The sequence below is a fragment of the Thalassobaculum sp. genome, assembly GCF_965223715.1.
Lineage (GTDB): Bacteria > Pseudomonadota > Alphaproteobacteria > Thalassobaculales > Thalassobaculaceae > Thalassobaculum.
In genome coordinates this window covers 2035498-2054692 of sequence record NZ_OZ245012.1, presented here as the reverse complement: position 1 = coordinate 2054692, position 19195 = coordinate 2035498, and the positions used below count along the sequence as shown (strand labels likewise).

Genomic DNA, 19195 nt, shown 5'->3' with positions numbered 1-19195 from the left:
TATATCGCAATGCGGAAAGCGATTGCGAGGCCCCTATCCAGGGGGCGGCTGTCGGATGAGCCTGTCGCTTCGATTGCTGTCACAGCCCACAAATGTATAGTGGGGCAGACCAGGAACCTGGCATCAAACAAGAGGAAGCGACCATGAAACGTTTGCTACCGTTGCTGTGCGCGGCGGTGTTCTCCACCGCGGCCCACGCTCAGGAAGAAGTCAAAGTCGGCATGCTCCAGGGCTTCACCGGCCCGACGGAGTCGCTGGTCAAGCCGATGGCGCTTGGCGGTGAAGCGGCGATCCAGGAGATCTCGGACAGCGGTCTGTTCCTGGGCGGCAAGAAGGTCGTCTCGGTGCGCGGTGACAGCACCTGCATCGACGCCGCCGCCGCCACGGCCGCGGCCACCCGTCTGATCACCTCCGAGGGTGTCGTCGGCATCGTCGGCGCCACCTGCTCGGGCGCGACCACGGCCGTCCTGAACAACGTCGTGCGCCCGAACGGCATCGTCATGATCTCTCCGTCCGCGACCTCGCCGGCGCTGAGCACGATCGAGGATGACGGCCTGTTCTTCCGCACCGCCCCGTCCGACGCCCGCCAGGGCGAGATCATCGGCGAGATCCTGTCCTCCAAGGGGATCAAGTCGGCGGCGCTGACCTACACCAACAACGACTACGGCAAGGGCCTCGCGGACGCCATCCAGGCGGCCTATGAGAAGGCCGGCGGCAAGATCACCGCCGTCGCCGCCCATGAGGACGGCAAGGCCGACTACTCGGCCGAAGTCGCCACCCTGGCCTCGGCCGGCGGTGAGATCCTGATCGTGGCCGGCTACCTCGACCAGGGCGGCAAGGGCATGATCCAGGCGGCGCTGGACACCGGCGCGTTCGACAAGTTCCTCCTGCCGGACGGCATGGTTGGCGAGTCGCTCACCGAGAACTTCGGCGACGCGATCGACGGCTCGATCGGCACCAACCCGGGCACCGACAGCCCGGGTGCCAAGATGCTGGCCGAACTCGGCAGCTCGAAAGGCTTCAAGGGCGACGACCCGTACGTCCCGGAGGCCTATGACGCCGCCGCCGTCCTGCTGCTGGCCATGCAGTCCGCCGGCAGCACCGACAGCGCCGTCTACAAGGAGCATGTGGAGAAGGTCGCCAACGCCCCGGGCGAGAAGATCTACCCGGGCGAGCTGGCCAAGGCCCTGAAGATCCTCGCCGATGGCGGTGACATCGACTATGTCGGCGGCACCGCGCTGGAACTGATCGGCCCGGGCGAGTCCGCCGGCAGCTTCCGCGAGACCATCATCGAGGGCGGCGCCTGGAAGACGGTGTCCTACCACTGACCGATTGGCCGCTGACCGCCACGCGGTCGGCAACGACATGGGGGCGGTCGGGCTACGGCCCGACCGTCTCCCGATTTCGGATTTGTTGAATGATCAGAGTTGAGAACGTCACCAAGAACTTTGGTGGCATCCGCGCGGTCGACGGGGTCTCGCTGGAGATCGCGCAGGGGTCGATTACCGGCCTGATCGGTCCGAACGGGGCCGGCAAGACCACTCTCTTCAACATCATCGCGGGGCATTTCCCGCCGTCCTCCGGCCAGATCTACCTGGACGGCGAGGACGTGACGGCGCTGGAGCCGCACGAGCTGTTCCACAAGGGCCTGCTCCGCACCTTCCAGATCGCCCACGAGTTCTCCAGCCTGACGGTGCTGGAGAACCTGATGGTGGTGCCGGGCGAACAGCCGGGCGAGGAGCTGCGCCACACCTGGTTCAATTTCGCCAAGGTGCGCGAAGTCGAGGCCAAGGTCCGCGAGCGCGCCCGCGAGGTCATCGAGTTCCTGGAGATCCCGCATCTGGAAAACGAGCTGGCCGGAAACCTGTCCGGCGGCCAGAAGAAGCTGCTGGAACTCGGCCGTACCATGATGGTGGACGCCAAGATCGTGTTCCTGGACGAGGTCGGCGCCGGCGTGAACCGCACGCTGCTGCAGACGATCGCGCGCTCGATCCAGCGCCTGAACCAGGAGCGCGGCTACACCTTCTGCCTGATCGAGCACGACATGGATTTCATTGCCCGGCTCTGCGACCCGGTCATCGTCATGGCCGAGGGCCGGCTCCTGACTCAGGGGACGACCGACGAGGTCATGAACAACGAGGACGTCATCGAGGCCTATCTGGGCACCGGGCGCAAGCACAAGCGGGTGTCGGAGGCATGAGTTTCCTGGCTGCAACCGGCATGACCGGCGGATATGGCGGCGCGGACATCATCAGCGACTGCGAGCTGCGCGTGGAGCGCGGCGAGATCGCCGTGGTGGTCGGACCGAACGGGGCCGGCAAGTCAACCGCGATGAAGGCGGTGTTCGGTATGCTGAACCTGCGCGAGGGCAGCGTGGTGTTCGACGGCCAGGACATCACCGGCCTCGCGCCCCAGGACCGGGTGCGGGTCGGCATGGGCTTCGTGCCGCAGAACCGAAACGTCTTCGTGTCGCTGAGCGTGGAAGAGAACCTGGAGATGGGCGCGTTCATCCGCGACGACGACCTGACGGCTTCTAAGGAGCAGGTCTTCGAGCTGTTCCCGATCCTGGCCGAGAAGCGCAACCAGCCGGCCGGCGAGCTGTCCGGCGGCCAGCGCCAGCAGGTGGCGGTCGGCCGGGCGCTGATGACCCAGCCGCGTCTGCTGATGCTGGACGAGCCGACCGCCGGCGTGTCGCCGATCGTCATGGACGAGCTGTTCGACCGCATCGTCGAGATCGCCAAGACCGGCATCGCCATCCTGATGGTCGAGCAGAATGCACGTCAGGCGCTGGAGATCGCCGATCACGGCTTCGTCCTGGTCCAGGGCACAAACCGCTTCACCGATACCGGCGAGGCGCTGCTGGCGAACGAGGAAGTCCGCCGCTCGTTCCTGGGGGGCTGAGATGGAGATCGCCAACGCCTTCGCGCTGCTCGCGAATTTCGTCCTCGTCCCGGCCACCGCCTATGGCGCGCAGCTCGCGCTCGGCGCGCTCGGGGTCACGATCATCTTCGGCATCCTGCGCTTCGCCAACTTCTCCCACGGCGAGCTGATGTCCTTCGGCGCCATGGTGACCATCCTGGTGACCTGGCTGCTGCAGATGAACGGGATCGGCCTCGGCCCGCTGCCGACGGCCCTGCTGGCCCTGCCGGTCGGCATCCTGGCGACCGTCGCCATGGCGGTGCTGACCGACCGGTTCGTGTTCAAGTTCTACCGGAAGAAGCGGGCGAACCCGATCGTCTTTGCCATCGTCTCGGTTGGCGTGATGTTCATGATGGCGGGCATCATCCGCATCGTGATCGGTCCCGACGACCATAGCTTCGCCGACGGCGCGCGGTTCCTGATCTCCTTCGGCGAGTTCAAGCAGCTGACCGGCTGGGACCAGGGCATCGCCATCAAGCAGACCCAGGTGGTCACCGTCGTGGTCACCCTGATCGTCGTGGCGCTGCTGTTCTGGTTCCTGCAGAAGACCCGCTGGGGCAAGGCGATGCGCGCCTATTCCGACGATGAGGATCTGGCGCTGCTGTCCGGCATCAACCCCGAGCGGGTGGTCCTGATCGCCTGGATCATCGCCGGCTCGCTCGCCTGCATCGCCGGCACGCTCTACGGCCTCGACAAGACCTACAAGCCGTTCATCTTCCTCCAGATCCTGCTGCCGATCTTCGCCGCCACCATCCTGGGCGGCATCGGCCAGCCGGTGGGCGCGGTGCTCGGCGGCTTCATCGTCGCCTTCTCGGAAGTCACCGTGACCTACGCCTTCAAGCGGTTCCTGGCTTATCTCGGCCCCGAGGGCTGGGAGCCCGACGGCTTGGTCCAGCTCCTGTCGACCGATTACAAGTTCGCGGTCTCCTTCGTCATCCTGGTCGTCGTGCTGCTGGTGCGGCCGACCGGCATCATCCGGGGGAAAGTCATATGACCCGGCGCGTCGTCTTCCTCTACGGCCTCATGATGCTGGTGCTGATCGGGGTCGGGGTGTTCCAGAGCTGGAACGTCGCCTTCGGCATCTTCAATCTGTGCCTGATCTCCGCCGTGATGGCGCTCGGCGTGAACATGCAGTGGGGCTATGCCGGGCTGTTCAATGTCGGGATCATGGGCTTCACCGCGCTCGGCGCGCTGACCGCTGTCCTGGTCTCCATGCCGCCGGTCCAGGAGGCCTGGGCGGTGGCGGGCGGCGACCTGGCGCTGTCGTTCATCAGCCTGGTCGCCACGGTGGTCGCGATCGTGTTCGCGCGCCGCATGGTGCCGCCTGCCTTCCGCCTGCTGGTCACCGTCGCCCTGGTGATCGCCGGCTATTTCCTGATCGGGACCTTCTTCCTGCCGGCGACCGAGCGGATCGAGGCGATCGATCCGGCCCTGTCGGGCTATCTCGGCGGCCTCGGCATGCCGGTACTGCTGGCCTGGCCGCTGGGCGGGCTGGTGGCGGCCGGGGCAGGGTGGCTGATCGGCAAGATCGCACTGGGCCTGCGCGCCGACTATCTCGCCATCGCGACCCTCGGCATCTCCGAGATCATCATCGCCGTCATCAAGTACGAGGAGTGGCTGTCGCGCGGCGTGAAGAACGTCACCGGCATTCCGCGCCCGGTGCCCTACGAGGTCGACCTGGTGGAGGCCCAGTGGTTCATCGATCTGGCGACCTCACTCGGCGCCACGGATCTCAACGAGGCCTCCAGCCTGTTCGTGAAGTTCTGCTACGGGCTGCTGTTCATCGCCGTGCTGGCCATCGTCATGTGGCTGGCCGAGCGGGCGCTCAAGTCGCCCTGGGGCCGGATGATGCGGGCGATCCGCGACAACCGAGACGCCGCCGAGGCCATGGGCAAGGACGTGAAGGCCCGCCACCTGCAGGTCTTCGTGCTGGGCTGTGCGACATGCGGCATCGCCGGCGCCATGCTGGCGACCCTGGACGGGCAGCTCACCCCGACCAGTTACATCCCGCTGCGCTTCACCTTCCTGATCTGGGTGATGGTGATCCTGGGCGGGTCCGGTAACAACTGGGGCGCGGTGCTGGGCGGTTTCGTGATCTGGTTCCTGTGGGTCGAGGCCGAGCCGCTGGGCAACTGGTTCATGGCGACGATCACCGCCCCGCTGCCGGAGGATTCCGCCATTGGCGCCCATCTGATGATGGGGGCGGCCTATACCCGCTACCTGCTTATGGGGGCGATCCTGCTGCTGGTGATGCGCTTCGCGCCCAAGGGGCTCATCCCGGAGCGGTGAGGGGGACCGCGTCGGCCGGCAGGTTCAGCGTCCGGGCGACCACATAGCGGATCCACTGCCGGGTCCCAGATGAGTCCGGGTCCCGGGGCGGCCTTCCGCCCAGGGAGCCGATCAGCCAGTCGCCGTGCAGGGTGTCGAGGAACAGTTTGGCCGCGGCCTCGGGGTCCTCTATCGGGGCCTGGCCGCGGTCGCGCATCTCGGCGAGGTAGCGGGCCAGGCGGCGGTGCAGCCGGTCCGGCCCGTTCTGCAGGAAGGCGTCGATCACCTGGGGGAACCGGTCGCCCTCGGTCAGGAAGCTGCCGAAGATCCGCGTCGCCTCAGGCGTCCAGATATGGCCGATCAGGTTGGCCGCAAGCCGGGTCAGGGTCGTTGCCGGATCCTCGCTGTCATCCAGCATCTCCATCATCTGCTCGGCGAAGGCGGAGCAGTTCTCACCGACCGCGGCCTTGATCAGCCCGTCCTTGTCGCCGAAGGCCGAGTAGATCGTTGCGCGGGAGCCGCCGGCACGGGCGATGATCTCGTCGAGGGTGATCGCCTCGATCCCGTTCTCCTTGACCAGCGACCAGGCGGCTTCCACAAGGGCGCGCCGACGGATTTCGCCGCGTGTGGGCTTCTTTCCGTCTCCGACACAGCAGGCCATCGAGGGGGGATCCTCCTCCATCCAGGGGCGTCGCACATCTTTCTTGTTGTGCGATGCAATATGTACTAGATAGTACACAAATGATCCATGGCGCAATCCCGCAGGCTGGGACCGCCGTCAACGGATGCGATTTCACGCACAAGGAACTCGACCGTGCCGAAGGTTTTCCTGACCCGTCTTTGCGCCGTCCTGCTGGCGGCCGTCGCCCTCGTCGCCTGTGAGCAGGAGCAGCAGGCTTCCTCCGGCCCGGCGGCCCGCCCGCCGGCGCAGGTCGGCTTCACCACCGTGAAGGCCGAGTCGGTCGACCTGACCGCCCGGCTGCCCGGCCGCGTCGTGGCTTTACGCATGGCCGAGGTGCGGCCCCAGGTCGACGGCATCGTGACCAAGCGGCTGTTCGAGGAGGGCTCCGCCGTCGAGGCGGGCCAGCCGCTGTACCAGATCGACGATGCCGCCTATGAGGCCCAGGTCAAGATGGCCGAGGCGGAACTGGCGCGGGCCTCGGCGACCCTGAACTCCACCCGCACCAAGCTGCGGCGCTACGAGAGCCTGGTGAAGACCAACGCGGTCAGCCGTCAGGCTTATGACGACGTGGTTGCGGAGGAGCAGGAGAACCGGGCCAGCGTTGCCGCGGCGCAGGCGTCCGTCGATGCGGCGCGGATCAGTCTCGGCTACACCCAGGTCCTCGCCCCGATCGCCGGCCAGATCGGCCGGTCCTCGATCACCGAGGGCGCGCTGGTGACCGCCGGTCAGGCCCAGGCCCTGGCCACCATCACCCAGCTCGATCCGATCAACGTGGACTTCACCCAGTCCAGTGCGTCGCTGCTCCGTCTGCGCCAGATGTTCCGCACCGGCGAGCGGACCCTGGGCAGCAAGGCGGAGCTGCCGGTCACCCTGATCCTGGACGCGGTGGACCTGGAATACGGGCAGCAGGGCACCATGCAGTTCTCGGAGGTGACCGTGGACGAGACCACCGGGTCGGTGCGCCTGCGCGCCGTTTTCCCGAACCCGGACCGTGAGCTGTTGCCGGGCATGTTCGTGCACGGTCTGGTCAATCAGGGCGTGGTCGATCGCGGCTTTCTGGTGCCCCAGGCGTCGGTCAGCTTCACCCCGATGGGCGACCCGTATGTCTATGTCATCGGCGAGGACGACACCGTCACCCAGGCGAAGGTCCATATCGTCGATGCCGCCGGCAAGGACTGGCTCATCGACCAGGGCCTGAACGACGGCCAGCGGGTGGTGGTCGACGGCCTTCAGCGCATCCGGCCGGGCGCCAAGGTGACGCCGGTCGAAGTCCAGAAGCCCGTGGCGGCCGCCGACAGCAAGGCGCAGAGCTGAACGCCGAACCGAGAGTTTTCAAATGGCCAGTTTCTTCATCGATCGCCCGGTCTTCGCCTGGGTCATCGCCATCGTGATCATGCTCGCGGGCGGGCTTTCGATCCTGCGCCTGCCGATCGAGCAGTATCCGAATGTCGCCCCGCCCACGGTGACGGTCACGGCGACCTATCCCGGCGCGTCGGCGAGCACGCTCGAGAACTCGGTGACCCAGATCATCGAGCAGCAGATGACCGGTCTCGACAATCTGCGCTACATCAAGTCGACCAGCGACAGCAGCGGCACGGCGACGATCACGCTGACCTTCAATCCGGAAGCTGATCCGGACATCGCCCAGGTCCAGACCCAGAACAAGCTGCAGCTCGCCACCTCGCTCCTGCCCGAGAGCGTGATCGACCAGGGCATCCAGGTGGCGAAGAGCAGCGGCAGCTTCCTGATGGTGCTGGGCTTCGTGTCCGACACCGACATGCCGCAGAGCGATATCGCCAACTACATCGCCGACAACGTGCGCGACCCGATCAGCCGTGTCGAAGGCGTCGGCTCCGTGCGCCTGTTCGGGTCCGAGCATGCGATGCGGATCTGGCTCGATCCGGCCAAGCTGCAGAGCTACGGCATCACCATCACCGAGGTGCGCAGCGCCATCACCGCCCAGAACGCCGAGATCTCCGCCGGACAGATCGGCGGTGCCCCGGCGGTTCCGGGACAGCAGATCAACGCCACTCTGATCGCCCAGACGCGCCTGGAGACGCCGGAGGAATTCGGCAACATCCTGGTCCGGGTCAATACCGACGGCTCCCAGGTGCGGCTGAAGGACGTGGCACGGGTCGAGATCGGCGCCGCCAACTACGAGACGGTCGCGCGCTACAACGGCCAGGCGGCGGTCGGCATGGGCCTGAACCTGGCCTCCGGCGCGAACGCCCTGGATACCGCCGAAGGAGTGCGCACCAAGATCCGCGAGCTGCAGCCGTTCTTCCCGGCCGGGCTGGAGGTCGTCTACCCCTACGACACCACGCCGTTCGTGGAGATCTCGATCAACGAAGTGGTGATGACGCTGTTCGAGGCGATCGTGCTCGTCTTCGTCGTGATGTTCCTGTTCCTGCAGAACATCCGCGCGACGCTGATCCCGACGATCGCCGTGCCGGTCATTCTGCTCGGCACCTTCGGCGTGCTGGCCGCGTTCGGCTATACCATCAACACGCTGACCATGTTCGGCATGGTGCTGGCCATCGGCCTGCTGGTGGATGACGCCATCGTCGTGGTGGAGAACGTCGAGCGCGTGATGCACGAGGACGGGCTCGGCCCGCGCGAGGCGACGAAGAAGTCGATGTCGCAGATCACCGGCGCGTTGGTCGGCATTGCCATGGTGCTGTCGGCGGTGTTCGTGCCGATGGCCTTCTTCGGCGGCTCGACCGGGGCGATCTACCGCCAGTTCTCGATCACCATCGTGTCGTCGATGGTGCTGTCGGTGATCGTCGCCATCGTGCTGACCCCGGCGCTCTGCGCGTCGATGCTGCGGGCCAAGGACAGTCACGGCAGCAAGACCGGCATGTTCGGCTGGTTCAACCGCGGCTTCGACTGGACCAACCGGTTCTACCAGAACAGCGTCGGCCATGTGGTCGGTCGCAAGTGGCGCTACGGCTTGGTGTATCTGCTGATCGTCGGCGGGCTCGCCTTCCTGTTCCTGCGTCTGCCGACCTCGTTCCTGCCGAACGAGGACCAGGGCATCATGTTCTCGATGATCTCTCTGCCAGACAACGCCAGCCAGGAGCGGACCATCGAGGTGCTGAAGAAGGTCGAGCATCACTTCCTGGTGAATGAAGAGGCCAACGTGAACGGACTGTTCACCGTGGCCGGCTTCAGCTTCAGCGGCCGCGGTCAGAATGCCGGCATCGCCTTCATCAACCTGAAGCACTGGGACGAGCGCCCGGATCCGGTTTCCACGATCGTCGGACGGGCCTATGGGGCGCTGTCGCAGGTCCGCGAGGCGCAGATCTTCGCCTTCACGCCGCCGGCCATCATCGAGCTGGGCAACGCCACCGGCTTCGAGTTCCAGCTCGTCGACCGGGGCGGCGTCGGGCATGACGTCATGATGCAGGCCCGGGGACAGCTGCTCGGCATGGCCTCGCAGGATGCCCGGGTCACCCAGGTCCGGCCGAACGGCTTCTCCGACACCCCGCAGTTCCGGGTCGATGTCGATCACGAGAAGGCCAGCGCGCTCGGCCTCTCCATCGCCGACATCAACACCACGCTTTCGACCGCCTGGGGGGCGTCCTATGTGAACGACTACATGGAGGACGGCCGGGTCAAGAAGGTCTACCTCCAGGCCGACGCGCCCTTCCGCATGATGCCGGACGATCTGGACCGCTGGTATGTCCGGAACAGCTTCGGGGAGATGGTGCCGTTCTCGGCCTTCGCCACCTCGGAATGGACGTACGGCTCACCCCGGCTGGAGCGCTTCAACGGCGCGTCCTCGATCGAGATCCAGGGACAGGCGGCCGCGGGCGTCAGCTCGGGCGTAGCCATGCAGGCGATGCAGGAGATGGCCCAGAGCCTGCCGGACGGCGTCGGCTACGAGTGGTCGGGCCTGTCCTACGAGGAGCGGATGTCGGGGGATCAGGCGCCGGCGCTTTACGCGCTGTCGATCCTGGTGGTGTTCCTCTGCCTCGCCGCCCTGTACGAGAGCTGGAGCATTCCGGTCTCGGTCATGCTGGTGGTGCCGCTCGGGGTGTTCGGCGCCGTCGCGGCCGCCCATCTGCGGATCCTGCCGAACGACGTCTACTTCCAGGTCGGCCTGCTGACCACGGTGGGGCTGTCGGCGAAGAACGCCATCCTGATCGTGGAGTTCGCCCGCGAGCTCTACGACGACGGCATGGACCTGCTAGAGGCGACGGTGGAAGCCGCCCGCCAGCGCTTCCGGCCGATCATCATGACCTCCATGGCCTTCACCCTCGGCGTGCTGCCGCTGGCGATCAGCACCGGAGCGGGTGCCGCCAGCCGTCAGGCAATCGGCACCAGCGTCATGGGCGGCATGATCTCGGCCACCGTGCTGGCGATCTTCTTCGTGCCGCTGTTCTTCGTGCTGGTGATGCGGCTGTTCTCCAAGCGCCGCTCTGAACCGCCGAAGACGGAGAAGCCCGACGATGCCCCGGAGCCGGCGCCCGCCGGCTGAGGTATGGACCAAGGGGTGAGGGCGTCCGCCGACCGGTGGACGCCCTTTCTCTTTGCCGAGGGCCAATTCGGGTTCGATATTGCGAATGAGTTGCATTATACGGGATTGGCCCACCAACCTTGGAGCGCCTGATCGTGACCGACAGTTTGCAAGCCGAACTGACCCTCACCCTCGATGGGGCGGGAGCCTGGCTGGTCCGGCAGGTGGCGCATCTGGCCGAGCATGACCTGCTGCCCGTGCTGCACACGCACGAGGCGGTGGAGTACCGCAGCGCCTATGGCAGCTTCCATATCCGGGCCCGTGGCAACGACCTGCGGGTGCGGGTCGAAAGCGGCGATATCGGTGGCCTGGAGGTGCTGCAGGAGACGATCTCCCACTACCTGACGACCCACGATCCGGAGCTGGCCCGCACCATGGTCTGGCGCGGCGATGCGCACGAGCAGACGCTGCCGGCCAATTTCCGGGAGATGCGGGTGACGGCCCGGCGCCTGGCAAGCCCCTGGATGGTCCGTCTCACCCTTCAGGGTCGGGATATGGCGCCCTTCGCGGAGCGCGGCCTGCACATCCGGCTGCTGGTTCCGCCGCGCGACCGCACCCCCGTCTGGCCGCGCCGCGCCCCGTCCGGCGCGGTGGTCTTTCCGGATGGCGACGACGCCCTGGCCGTCCGGGTCTACACGATCCGCGCGATCCGGCCGCAGAGCGGGGAGATCGATGTGAATGTCGTCCGCCATGCCGGGGGTGCCGTCTCCGACTGGGCCGAGCAGGCCGAGCCGGGCGCTCCCGTCGGGGTGATCGGTCCGGGTGGCGGCTATTTTCCGGCGGCGGACGGGCTGCTGATCGGTGGGGACGAGACGGCCCTGCCGGCGATCGCCCGCATCCTGGAGGCCTTGCCGGAAGGGGCGGGCGCGCATGCGATCATCGGGGTGCGCCATGCGGATGCCCGGATGGACATCGCGGCACCGGCGGGCGCGACCGTCGAGTGGGTGGTCGGGGACGATGCCGCCCTATGCCGACGGATGGCGGCGGCATCCCTCCCGGAGGGAAGCGATCCGGCCGTCTGGTTCGCCGGCGAGGCGGAGACGGCACGCCATCTGCGGTCGGTCTTCCGGTCCCGGAGCGGGCTGCCGGCCCGACAGGTCAGCTGTGCCGGCTATTGGCGGCGCGACGGGACTCAGTGAGCGACCGCAAGGGCCTTGGCCGCAAACTCCTTAATGAATTTTAAACGGCTGTGGGCCAAGGTCGGCCGGTCAGTCACGACCTGGAAAAGTCGGAGTCCGAGCCATGAGCGTCGCGGAAGCGCCCGAGTCCCTGTCGGCCGAGGATCTGATCGACGCGATGCTCGCGGGCAACCGGGATCTGGTGGCACGCCAGGGCGGTGACCTCGGGCAGAAGATCCTGCGGCTCGCCGGGTCCGACCGGGAAGCCGAAGGCCGTCTGGAGCGCTGGGTCGACATGTCGATCGCCGCCAGCGACGGCGTGCGCAAGACCTCGGAGATGATGAGTTCCCTGCGCGAGGTGGACAACCGCGCCCAGTCGATCGCCTCGGCCGTCGAGGAGCTGACGGTGACCGTGCAGACCATCAGCCATACCACCCAGAGTGCGACCGACGAGGCGTCGGAAGCGGCCGCCGTCTCCGACAGCGGCCGGGCCGCCGCGGGTCAGGCGGTCGATGCCATGGAGAGCGTGTTCGAGGTGGTTCAGTCGGCCGTGCAGAAGGTCGATGCCCTGGCCGAGGCGTCGGTGGCCATCGGCGATATCGTCTCGACCATCGAATCCATCGCCAAGCAGACCAACCTGCTTGCCTTGAACGCCACGATCGAAGCGGCGCGGGCCGGGGAGGCGGGGAAGGGCTTCGCCGTGGTCGCGAGCGAGGTGAAGACGCTGGCCAACCAGACCGCCAGCGCCACCGTCGATATCCGGGATCGGATCTCCGGCATCCGCCACGATATGGAGGAGATCGTCGGCGTCATGCGCTCCGGTGCGGAACGGGTCGAAGAGGGGCGCGGCACCATTCAGACCGTCGGTCACGAGATGGAGAATCTCGCCGAACGCATCGGCTCGGTCACCCGCAGCATGAGCGAAGTGTCCCAGATCCTCGGTGAACAGCAGACCGCCACCGAGGAGATTTCCGAGGGCGTCACCGTCATCGCCGACATGAGCGCCCGTAACGTCTACATGATCGACAGCACCATCGGGCTGTTGGAGAAGACCGGCCCGACGATCGCCCAGGCGATCGACGGCTTCGTGAAGGCCGGGGTGCCGAACGCCACCATCCACGCCGCCAAGTCCGACCACATGATCTGGATGCGCCGCCTTGCCCAGATGCTGGTCGGGCGCGAGGTGCTGCGGCCGGACGAACTCGCCGACCACCACAGCTGCCGCCTCGGCAAGTGGTACGATGCCCAGACGGATCCACGCCTGACCGGCCAGCCGGCCTGGAAGGCGCTGATGGCGCCGCACCAGCAGGTGCATCGCTGCGGCATCGAGGCGGCAAAGGCCTTCGCGACCGGAGACCTCGACCGGGCAACCCATCTCGTCGGTGAGGCGGCGGAAGCCTCCCACGAGGTCATGCGGCTGCTGAACGAACTGTCCGACCAGTTGAAGAGCTAATCTGACTGGCCGGGGTCAGGCGTCGGAGAAGTAGACCGCCGCGCCCAGGACCTTGATCACCGTGCCCTCGTCGTCGACCAGCGGCATCATCACGCTCTCGAACCGCTTGTAGTCCTTGTGGACCCAGCTCAGTTGGCCATGGGTCCGCACGGGGATGCGCCGGTCATGGATCAGCCGGTAGATGCTGAGGATCGGGTGGTCTTCGGGAAAGGTGTCTTCCACCCGCTGCCCGGTCGTGTCCCGGTCCAGGACACCGGTGATCCGCGTGCCGATCAGCGAATAGGTGAAATCCTGGCCCTGGTTGCCCACCCGGACCATGAACAGGTCGCCGAGATGCGGGCGCAGGTCGAACGGGTCTATCCGGCTGGCCTTCGGAAGGTCGGCGCCGTCCTTGAGGGATTCCCAATGCGCCAGGACGTCTTTCAAAGTCCGGTTGCAGACCGTTGCGGTCAGATCGGCGTAAAACCAGGGTGGAAGGTCGAAGTCGGACGTCACACGGCGATCTGAAGACATGGGCTCTGTTGGCTTTTTCTTTTCCATGCCTTTGTAGCATGAGCCGAGTCTTGCAGCCATCGGGCCTCAAGGTCGCACCTGGCCGGCGTATCCGGAAGCGCTTCGGGCCCCTGAAAGGAAAACGGCCGCCGGCTCGGTGGTGAGCGCGGCGGCCGTTCATGGGAGAGGGGGCGGGCCGATCCGTTCCGGCACGCCCCGTTGTCTGTGTGCCGTTACTCGGCGGCCTGCCGGCCGGCATTGGCGTCGATCGCCGCCAGCACGTTCGGCGGTGACAGCGGCAGGTCATCGATCCAGATCCCGATCGCGTCATGCACCGCGTTGCGAACGGCGGCCGGGCCCGGCACCAGCGGGACCTCGCCGACGCCGCGCACACCCTGGGGATGCTTCGGGTTCGGGATCTCGATGATACCGCAGTCGAGCATCGGCAGGTCGGAGCAGACCGGCATCCGGTAGTCGAGGAAGCCCGGATTATCGACCTGACCCTTCTTGTTGTAGATGTACTCCTCGTTCAGCGCCCAGCCGATTCCCTGGGCGACACCGCCCTGGAGCTGGCCTTCCACGTAGCTCGGGTGGATCGCCCGGCCGACATCCTGGAAGCAGGTGTAGCGCAGCACCCGTACGATCCCGAGATCGACATCCACCTCCACGTCGCAGACATGGGTCGCAAAGCCGCCTTCGGCGCCGACGGTGTTGCTCTGGCTGCCAGCGCCGATCGGGCCGCCGGTGGCGTTCGCCTTGGCCGCCAGTTCCTCCAGGGACATGGAGGGGAAGTTGGCGCTGTGCTCGCCCATCGGACGGGCCTCGCCGCCCTCCCAGACCACCTGGGACGGGTCGATGCCCCAGATCTTGGCGGCCCGGCCCTTGAGCTGCTCGATCACCTGCTCGGTCGACTCGGTGACAACCATGGCCGAGGCGAACAGGACGCGGCTGCCGCCGGTCAGGTTGCTGTAGCCGATGGTCGCCGTATCGCCGATCTGCACCGACACCTGGTCGTAGTTGATGCCCAGAAGTTCGGCGGTGATGTTGGCGATCGACGCGCGCGAGCCGCCGATATCGGGATGTCCTGTGGTCACCACGACGTTGCCGTCCTCGGTGATGTTGACCTGGGCACTGGACTCGCCGCCGGCGTTGAACCAGTAGCCCGAGGCGACGCCCCGGCCCTGGAACTTGCCGGTGAGCGGCGTCTTGTAGTGCTCGCTGTTCAGCGCCGCCTCCACGGTCTCGGCATAGCCGATGCGCGGATAGGTCGGGCCGTGGGCGGCCTTCGTGCCTTCCTTGGCGGCGTTCTTCAGACGCAGCTTCAGCGGATCCATGCCGAGTTCGCGGGCCAGCTCGTCCAGAACGCTCTCCACCGCGAAGGCCCCGATCGGGGCCCCTGGGGCACGGTAGGCGGCGACCTTGGAGCGGTTCGAGACCACGTCGTAGCCCAGGGAATGGACGTTCTTGATGTCGTACGGCGCGAAGGCGCAGCCCGCCGCCCCGCGGATCGGCGAGCCCGGAAGGCAGCCGGCCTGCAGGTAGAACGTGCCCTTGCCGGCGACGATGGTGCCGTCCTTCTTGGCGCCGATCTTCACGGTGCTCTTGGAGCCCGAGGTCGGGCCGGTGGCACGCATGACCTCTTCGCGGGTCATGACCATCTTCACCGGACGGCCGGACTTCTTCGACAGGATGGTGGCGACCGGCTCCAGATAGACGATGGTCTTGCCGCCAAACCCGCCGCCGATCTCGGCCGGGATGGCCTTAATGTTGGACTGCGGAATGCCGGTCAGATAGGCGGTCATCGCCCGGACCATGAACTGGCCCTGGCTGGAGCTCCAGATGGTCGTGCGGTTGTCCGGCGCGACGCTGACAACGCAGGCATGGGGCTCGATATAGCCCTGGTGCACCGGCTTGGTGGTGAAGCTGCGCTCGATCACCACGTCGGCCTCGGCGAAGCCGGCATCGACGTCACCCAGGGTGTGCTCCAGGGTGCCGGCGATGTTGGACGGCTTGCCGTCGAACTTCATGAAGTCGTGCAGGATCGGCGCATCCTTGGCGAGCGCGTCGTCGATCTCGATGGCGAAGGGCAGAACCTCGTACTCCACCTCGATCAGGGCGCAGGCCTCGGCCGCGATCTCCTCATTGGTCGCGGCCACGGCAGCGATCGGGTGGCCGTGGAACAGCACCTTCTCCTTGGCCAGCATGTTGCGGCTCATCCAGCGCATGTCCTGGATTCCCAGCGGCACCGGCGTGTCGACCGGGAAGTCGACGAAGTCCGCGGCGGTCGCCACCGCCTTCACGCCGGGCAGCGCCTCGGCCTTGGAGGTGTCGATCGACTTGATGACCGCATGGGGATGCGGGCTACGCAGCACCTTGGCCCAGATCATCCCGGGCATGGTCGCGTCGGCGGCATAGGCGGCCCGGCCGGTGACCTTGTCGGCGCCGTCGGGGCGGATGGTACGCTTACCGATCCATTTGTTGCTTTGGTCGTTCATCGGGCAGCCTCCCGCATGTCGGCGGCGGTCTCCATGACCGCGCGGACGATCTTGTCGTAACCGGTGCACCGGCACAGGTTGCCGGCGAGCCAGAAACGGACTTCGGTTTCGGTCGGGTTCGGGTTGCGTTCCAGCAGCGACTTGGCCGCGACGAGCATCCCCGGGGTGCAGATGCCGCACTGCAGGGCGGCGGATTCCAGGAACTTCTGCTGCAGCGGATGCAGCTTGTCCGGCTTGGCCATGCCTTCGATCGTCTCGATCTCATGGCCGTCGGCCTCGGCGGCCAGCATCAGGCAGGAGCAGACCAGCCGGCCGTTCAGGGTGATGCTGCAGGCGCCGCAGTCGCCGGTGCCGCAGCCTTCCTTGGAGCCGGTGAGTCCGAGCGTGTCGCGCAGCGCGTCCAGCATGCTGTCCGCGGCGTCGCACAGAAACTCGGTCGGCTCGCCGTTGATGGTGGTGGAAACGTGGATCTTCGCCATTGGTGTCAGGCCCTCCCGGCGCGTTCGGCGGCGATTGCGGTCGTGCGCTTGAGCAGCACGCCGGCCACCTTTGTTCGGTAAGCGATGGTGCCGCGCTTGTCGTCGATCGGATTGCAGGCGGCGGAGCAGGCGGCGGCGGCCTTCTCGATCGCGGCGTCGTCGAGCTTGCTGCCGATCAGCGCCTTGGCGGCGTCCTCCACGAGCAGCACGGTCGGAGCGACCGCGCCCAGGCCGACGCGGGCGGCGGTGCAGGTACCGCCCTCGAGGGTCAGGCTGACGCCGACCCCGACCACGGCGATGTCCATCTCCGTGCGCGGGATCATCCGCAGATAGGCGTCGCTGGAGCCCTTGGGACGGGTGGGGAAGGTGAAGCTGACCAGGATCTCGCCCGGCTTCAGGTTGGTCTTGCCCGGCCCGGCGGGAACCTTCTCGACCGCCAGCTCGCGGGTGCCGTTCGGCCCCTTGATGGTCGCCACCGCACCGGCGGCCACCAGCGCCGGAACGCTGTCGCCGGCCGGCGAGCCGTTGCACAGGTTGCCGCCCATCGACGCCCGGCCTTGGATCTGGGTGGAGCCGATGAGGTTCAGCGCCTCCAGCACGCCCGGCCAGGCCTTGCCGAAGTCGGGATCCTCCTCGAGTTTCGCACCAGCGACCGCGGCGCCGATCTTGAAGCCGCCATCGGCCGTCTTCTGGATCGCGGTCAGTTCTGGGATCTTCTTCACGTCGACGATGGTTCCCGGCTTCAGCATGCCGGACCGCATCTGCACCAGAAGATCGGTGCCGCCGGCGAGAATGCGCGCGGCCCCCTCGGCTGCGGCGTATTGGGCGATCGCATCGTCGAGCGTCTGCGGCGCCAGATATCGAATGTCGGACATGGCCCTTCCCGTTTTCCTTTCCCGGACCCGCCTCACGATGAGACGGGGGCCCCTCTTCTGCGGGGGATTGCATACAAAATGCTCCGTCGCGTGAGGCTACGACGGGCAAAGCGACTCGGTCACCCCCCAAAGATTGCGGGGGATTTCACTCAACGCTGGTGGACGACTCTACCGCCTATGACCGTCATGTCGACCTGCACTTCGCGAATCTCTTCGGTCGGAATCGAGAAATAATCCCGGTCGAGCACCGCCACGTCGGCCAGCTTGCCGAGCTCCAGCGAGCCCTTCAGGTGTTCCTCCCGACCGGAATGGGCGCCGAGCCAAGTATAGGCGTTGAGCGCCTCGGTCGGAGTGATCGCCTGGGAGGCGTCCAGGTCGCCGCCGGTATCCGACTTGCGGTTGACCATCGACCACAGGGCGAGGAACGGGTTCGCCTGGCAGACCATGGCGTCGGAATGGCCCGGGGCGGGGATGCCGGCGTCGATCATCGCCCGGTGCGGCCACATGCGGGCCATCGCCTGCTGGCCGCGGTTGGCGATATAGGCGTCGCCCAGGTCGTACATGAAGCCGGTGGCCGAGCTGTCGATCACCCCGAGCTTCTGCAGGCGCTCCTGCAGCGGCGGGGTGACGTAGCAGCAATGCTCGACCCGCATGCGGTGATCCTCCATCGGGTGCTGCTCCAGGCAGTACTCGATGGCGTCCAGCGCGAAGTCGATGCCGCGGTCGCCGACCCCCTCGATCATGACCTGCAGCCCGGCTTTGTGGGCGGCCAGCGCCCGGCGCTTCAGGTCCTCCAACTCGTACAGCAGGACGCCGATATTCGGCTCCGGCTCACCTTTGATCTTCTTGCCGACATAGGGCTCGTAATAGGCGGCGGTGCGGCCGGAGGTGGAGCAGTCCGGGCACCATTCGACGCCGATGATCCGCACCCAGTCGTCGCCGAAGCCGGAGCGGATGCCGGCGGCGGTCAGCGACTCCACCAGCCCGGTCTCGCGGCCCGACGCGATGATGCCGACCCGCATGTTCAGCCGGCCCTCGTCCTTCATCATCTGGTAGGCGCGGATGCCCTTGGACGGGGTCAGCGAGTTGTAGACCGAGGTGATGCCGTAGGAGGTCCACTCCGCGAACACCCGCTCCAGCCCGGCGGCGATGCTCTCCGGCGTGTCGCCCTCATGCACCCGGTCGAGGAACAGGTGGGCCGCCGTCTCGCGCACGATGCCGGTCAGCTTGCCTGTGTCCGGATGCTTGTCGAAGGCACCGAATTCCGGCGGCTGGGTGGTCTCGTCGATGCCGAGCTCGGCGAAGGCGCGGCTGTTGGCCAGGCCGATATGGCCGTCGGTGCGCAGGATAAACAGCGGACGGCCCTGGGCGGCCGCGTCCAGTTCCTCGAGGGTCGGGTAGCCGCCGGACTTGTTCTCGTTCAGCCGATATCCGGCGACCCATTCGTCCGGTCCCTTGCTGGCGGCGACGTCGGACAGGCGGGCGAGCAGGGCGTCGCGGCTCTGGATCCGATCGGGGCTCAGGAGTTCCCAGGAGGCGAGGCGGGCGGCATAGGCGTCCGGGTGGTTGTGACTGTCGACGATGCCGGGGATGGCGGTGCGGCCGGCGAGGTCGATGACCTCGGTGTCCGGGCCCATCAGCGCCTTGATCTCGGCGGCGCTGCCGAGAGCCACGATCTTGCCGTCCCGCGCCGCCAGCGCCTCCACGAAGGTTCCGGCCGAATCCATGGTGGCAATGCGCCCGGCGGTCATCACCAGGTCGGCGGCGAGCGTCGTCATGTCAGTCTCCGGCTGTGCTTGCGCGGGAAGGGAGGGCATGCTGTGCGCCCGCCAATCCTCGCGAGGTTCGCTGTGCCAGACAAGCGCCCTTCCTCGCGGCCTCCGTTTTTCGCCTGA

The 19195-nt window shown here is 66.9% G+C and carries 15 protein-coding genes; 9 read left to right on the top strand and 6 right to left on the bottom strand.

The genetic code is table 11. From position 1 onward, the window contains the following. Positions 1–143 precede the first annotated feature (143 nt). The 5 genes from ACOQOP_RS09520 to ACOQOP_RS09500 all read left to right on the top strand — a co-directional run bounded on the left by ACOQOP_RS09520 (position 144) and on the right by ACOQOP_RS09500 (position 5208). Complete coding sequence (locus ACOQOP_RS09520; RefSeq protein ID WP_420566093.1) at positions 144–1328, top strand: ABC transporter substrate-binding protein; 1185 nt, start codon at positions 144–146, stop codon at positions 1326–1328. Between the two features lie 89 nt (positions 1329–1417). After that, the gene (locus ACOQOP_RS09515; RefSeq protein ID WP_420566092.1) at positions 1418–2200 is read left to right on the top strand and encodes an ABC transporter ATP-binding protein; all 783 of its coding nucleotides are present in this window, start codon (positions 1418–1420) and stop codon (positions 2198–2200) included. Next, positions 2197–2901, top strand: coding sequence for an ABC transporter ATP-binding protein (locus tag ACOQOP_RS09510; protein WP_420566091.1), 705 nt, complete (start codon positions 2197–2199; stop codon positions 2899–2901). Before ACOQOP_RS09515 ends, ACOQOP_RS09510 begins: the two co-directional genes overlap by 4 nt. Before the next feature lies 1 nt (position 2902). Next, complete coding sequence (locus ACOQOP_RS09505) at positions 2903–3913, top strand: branched-chain amino acid ABC transporter permease (RefSeq protein ID WP_420566090.1); 1011 nt, start codon at positions 2903–2905, stop codon at positions 3911–3913. After that, positions 3910–5208, top strand: coding sequence for a branched-chain amino acid ABC transporter permease (locus ACOQOP_RS09500; protein WP_420566089.1), 1299 nt, complete (start codon positions 3910–3912; stop codon positions 5206–5208). Before ACOQOP_RS09505 ends, ACOQOP_RS09500 begins: the two co-directional genes overlap by 4 nt. On the opposite strand, the gene ACOQOP_RS09495 is transcribed toward ACOQOP_RS09500, so the two are convergent. Then, entirely contained in the window at positions 5192–5848 is a 657-nt protein-coding gene (locus ACOQOP_RS09495; protein ID WP_420566088.1) for a TetR/AcrR family transcriptional regulator, read from the bottom strand. The two genes, ACOQOP_RS09500 and ACOQOP_RS09495, sit on opposite strands and share 17 nt — an antisense overlap. A 153-nt stretch (positions 5849–6001) precedes the next feature. Between ACOQOP_RS09495 and ACOQOP_RS09490 the strand changes: the two genes are divergently transcribed. The 4 genes from ACOQOP_RS09490 (at position 6002) to ACOQOP_RS09475 (ending at position 12959) form a co-directional block, all read left to right on the top strand. Next, positions 6002–7183, top strand: coding sequence for an efflux RND transporter periplasmic adaptor subunit (locus ACOQOP_RS09490; RefSeq protein WP_420566087.1), 1182 nt, complete (start codon positions 6002–6004; stop codon positions 7181–7183). A gap of 22 nt (positions 7184–7205) precedes the next feature. Next, entirely contained in the window at positions 7206–10349 is a 3144-nt protein-coding gene (locus ACOQOP_RS09485; protein WP_420566086.1) for an efflux RND transporter permease subunit, read from the top strand. Between the two features lie 134 nt (positions 10350–10483). Next, positions 10484–11527 carry a siderophore-interacting protein gene (locus ACOQOP_RS09480; RefSeq protein WP_420566085.1) on the top strand — a complete coding sequence of 348 codons (1044 nt, stop codon included), beginning with the start codon at positions 10484–10486 and terminating at the stop codon, positions 11525–11527. A 103-nt stretch (positions 11528–11630) separates the two neighbouring features. Further along, positions 11631–12959 carry a methyl-accepting chemotaxis protein gene (locus tag ACOQOP_RS09475; RefSeq protein WP_420566084.1) on the top strand — a complete coding sequence of 443 codons (1329 nt, stop codon included), beginning with the start codon at positions 11631–11633 and terminating at the stop codon, positions 12957–12959. A 15-nt stretch (positions 12960–12974) separates the two neighbouring features. Here ACOQOP_RS09475 and ACOQOP_RS09470 read toward each other — a convergent pair whose 3' ends face one another. The 5 genes from ACOQOP_RS09470 to ACOQOP_RS09450 all read right to left on the bottom strand — a co-directional run bounded on the left by ACOQOP_RS09470 (position 12975) and on the right by ACOQOP_RS09450 (position 19078). Beyond that, positions 12975–13385, bottom strand: a complete 411-nt coding sequence (locus ACOQOP_RS09470) for a PAS domain-containing protein (RefSeq protein ID WP_420566083.1) — start codon at positions 13383–13385, stop codon at positions 12975–12977. A gap of 299 nt (positions 13386–13684) precedes the next feature. Next, complete coding sequence (locus ACOQOP_RS09465; protein WP_420566082.1) at positions 13685–15946, bottom strand: xanthine dehydrogenase family protein molybdopterin-binding subunit; 2262 nt, start codon at positions 15944–15946, stop codon at positions 13685–13687. Further along, on the bottom strand, positions 15943–16425 hold the full coding sequence (locus ACOQOP_RS09460) for a (2Fe-2S)-binding protein (RefSeq protein WP_420566081.1): 483 nt from the start codon (positions 16423–16425) through the stop codon (positions 15943–15945). The genes ACOQOP_RS09465 and ACOQOP_RS09460 overlap by 4 nt, the downstream gene beginning before the upstream one ends. Before the next feature lie 5 nt (positions 16426–16430). Next, a complete protein-coding gene (locus tag ACOQOP_RS09455; RefSeq protein WP_420566080.1) occupies positions 16431–17300 on the bottom strand; it encodes an FAD binding domain-containing protein in 870 nt (289 codons plus the stop codon). 149 nt (positions 17301–17449) lie between these two features. Beyond that, positions 17450–19078 (bottom strand): amidohydrolase, encoded by a 1629-nt coding sequence (locus ACOQOP_RS09450; protein WP_420566079.1) that lies wholly within the window; start codon positions 19076–19078, stop codon positions 17450–17452. Positions 19079–19195 lie beyond the last annotated feature (117 nt).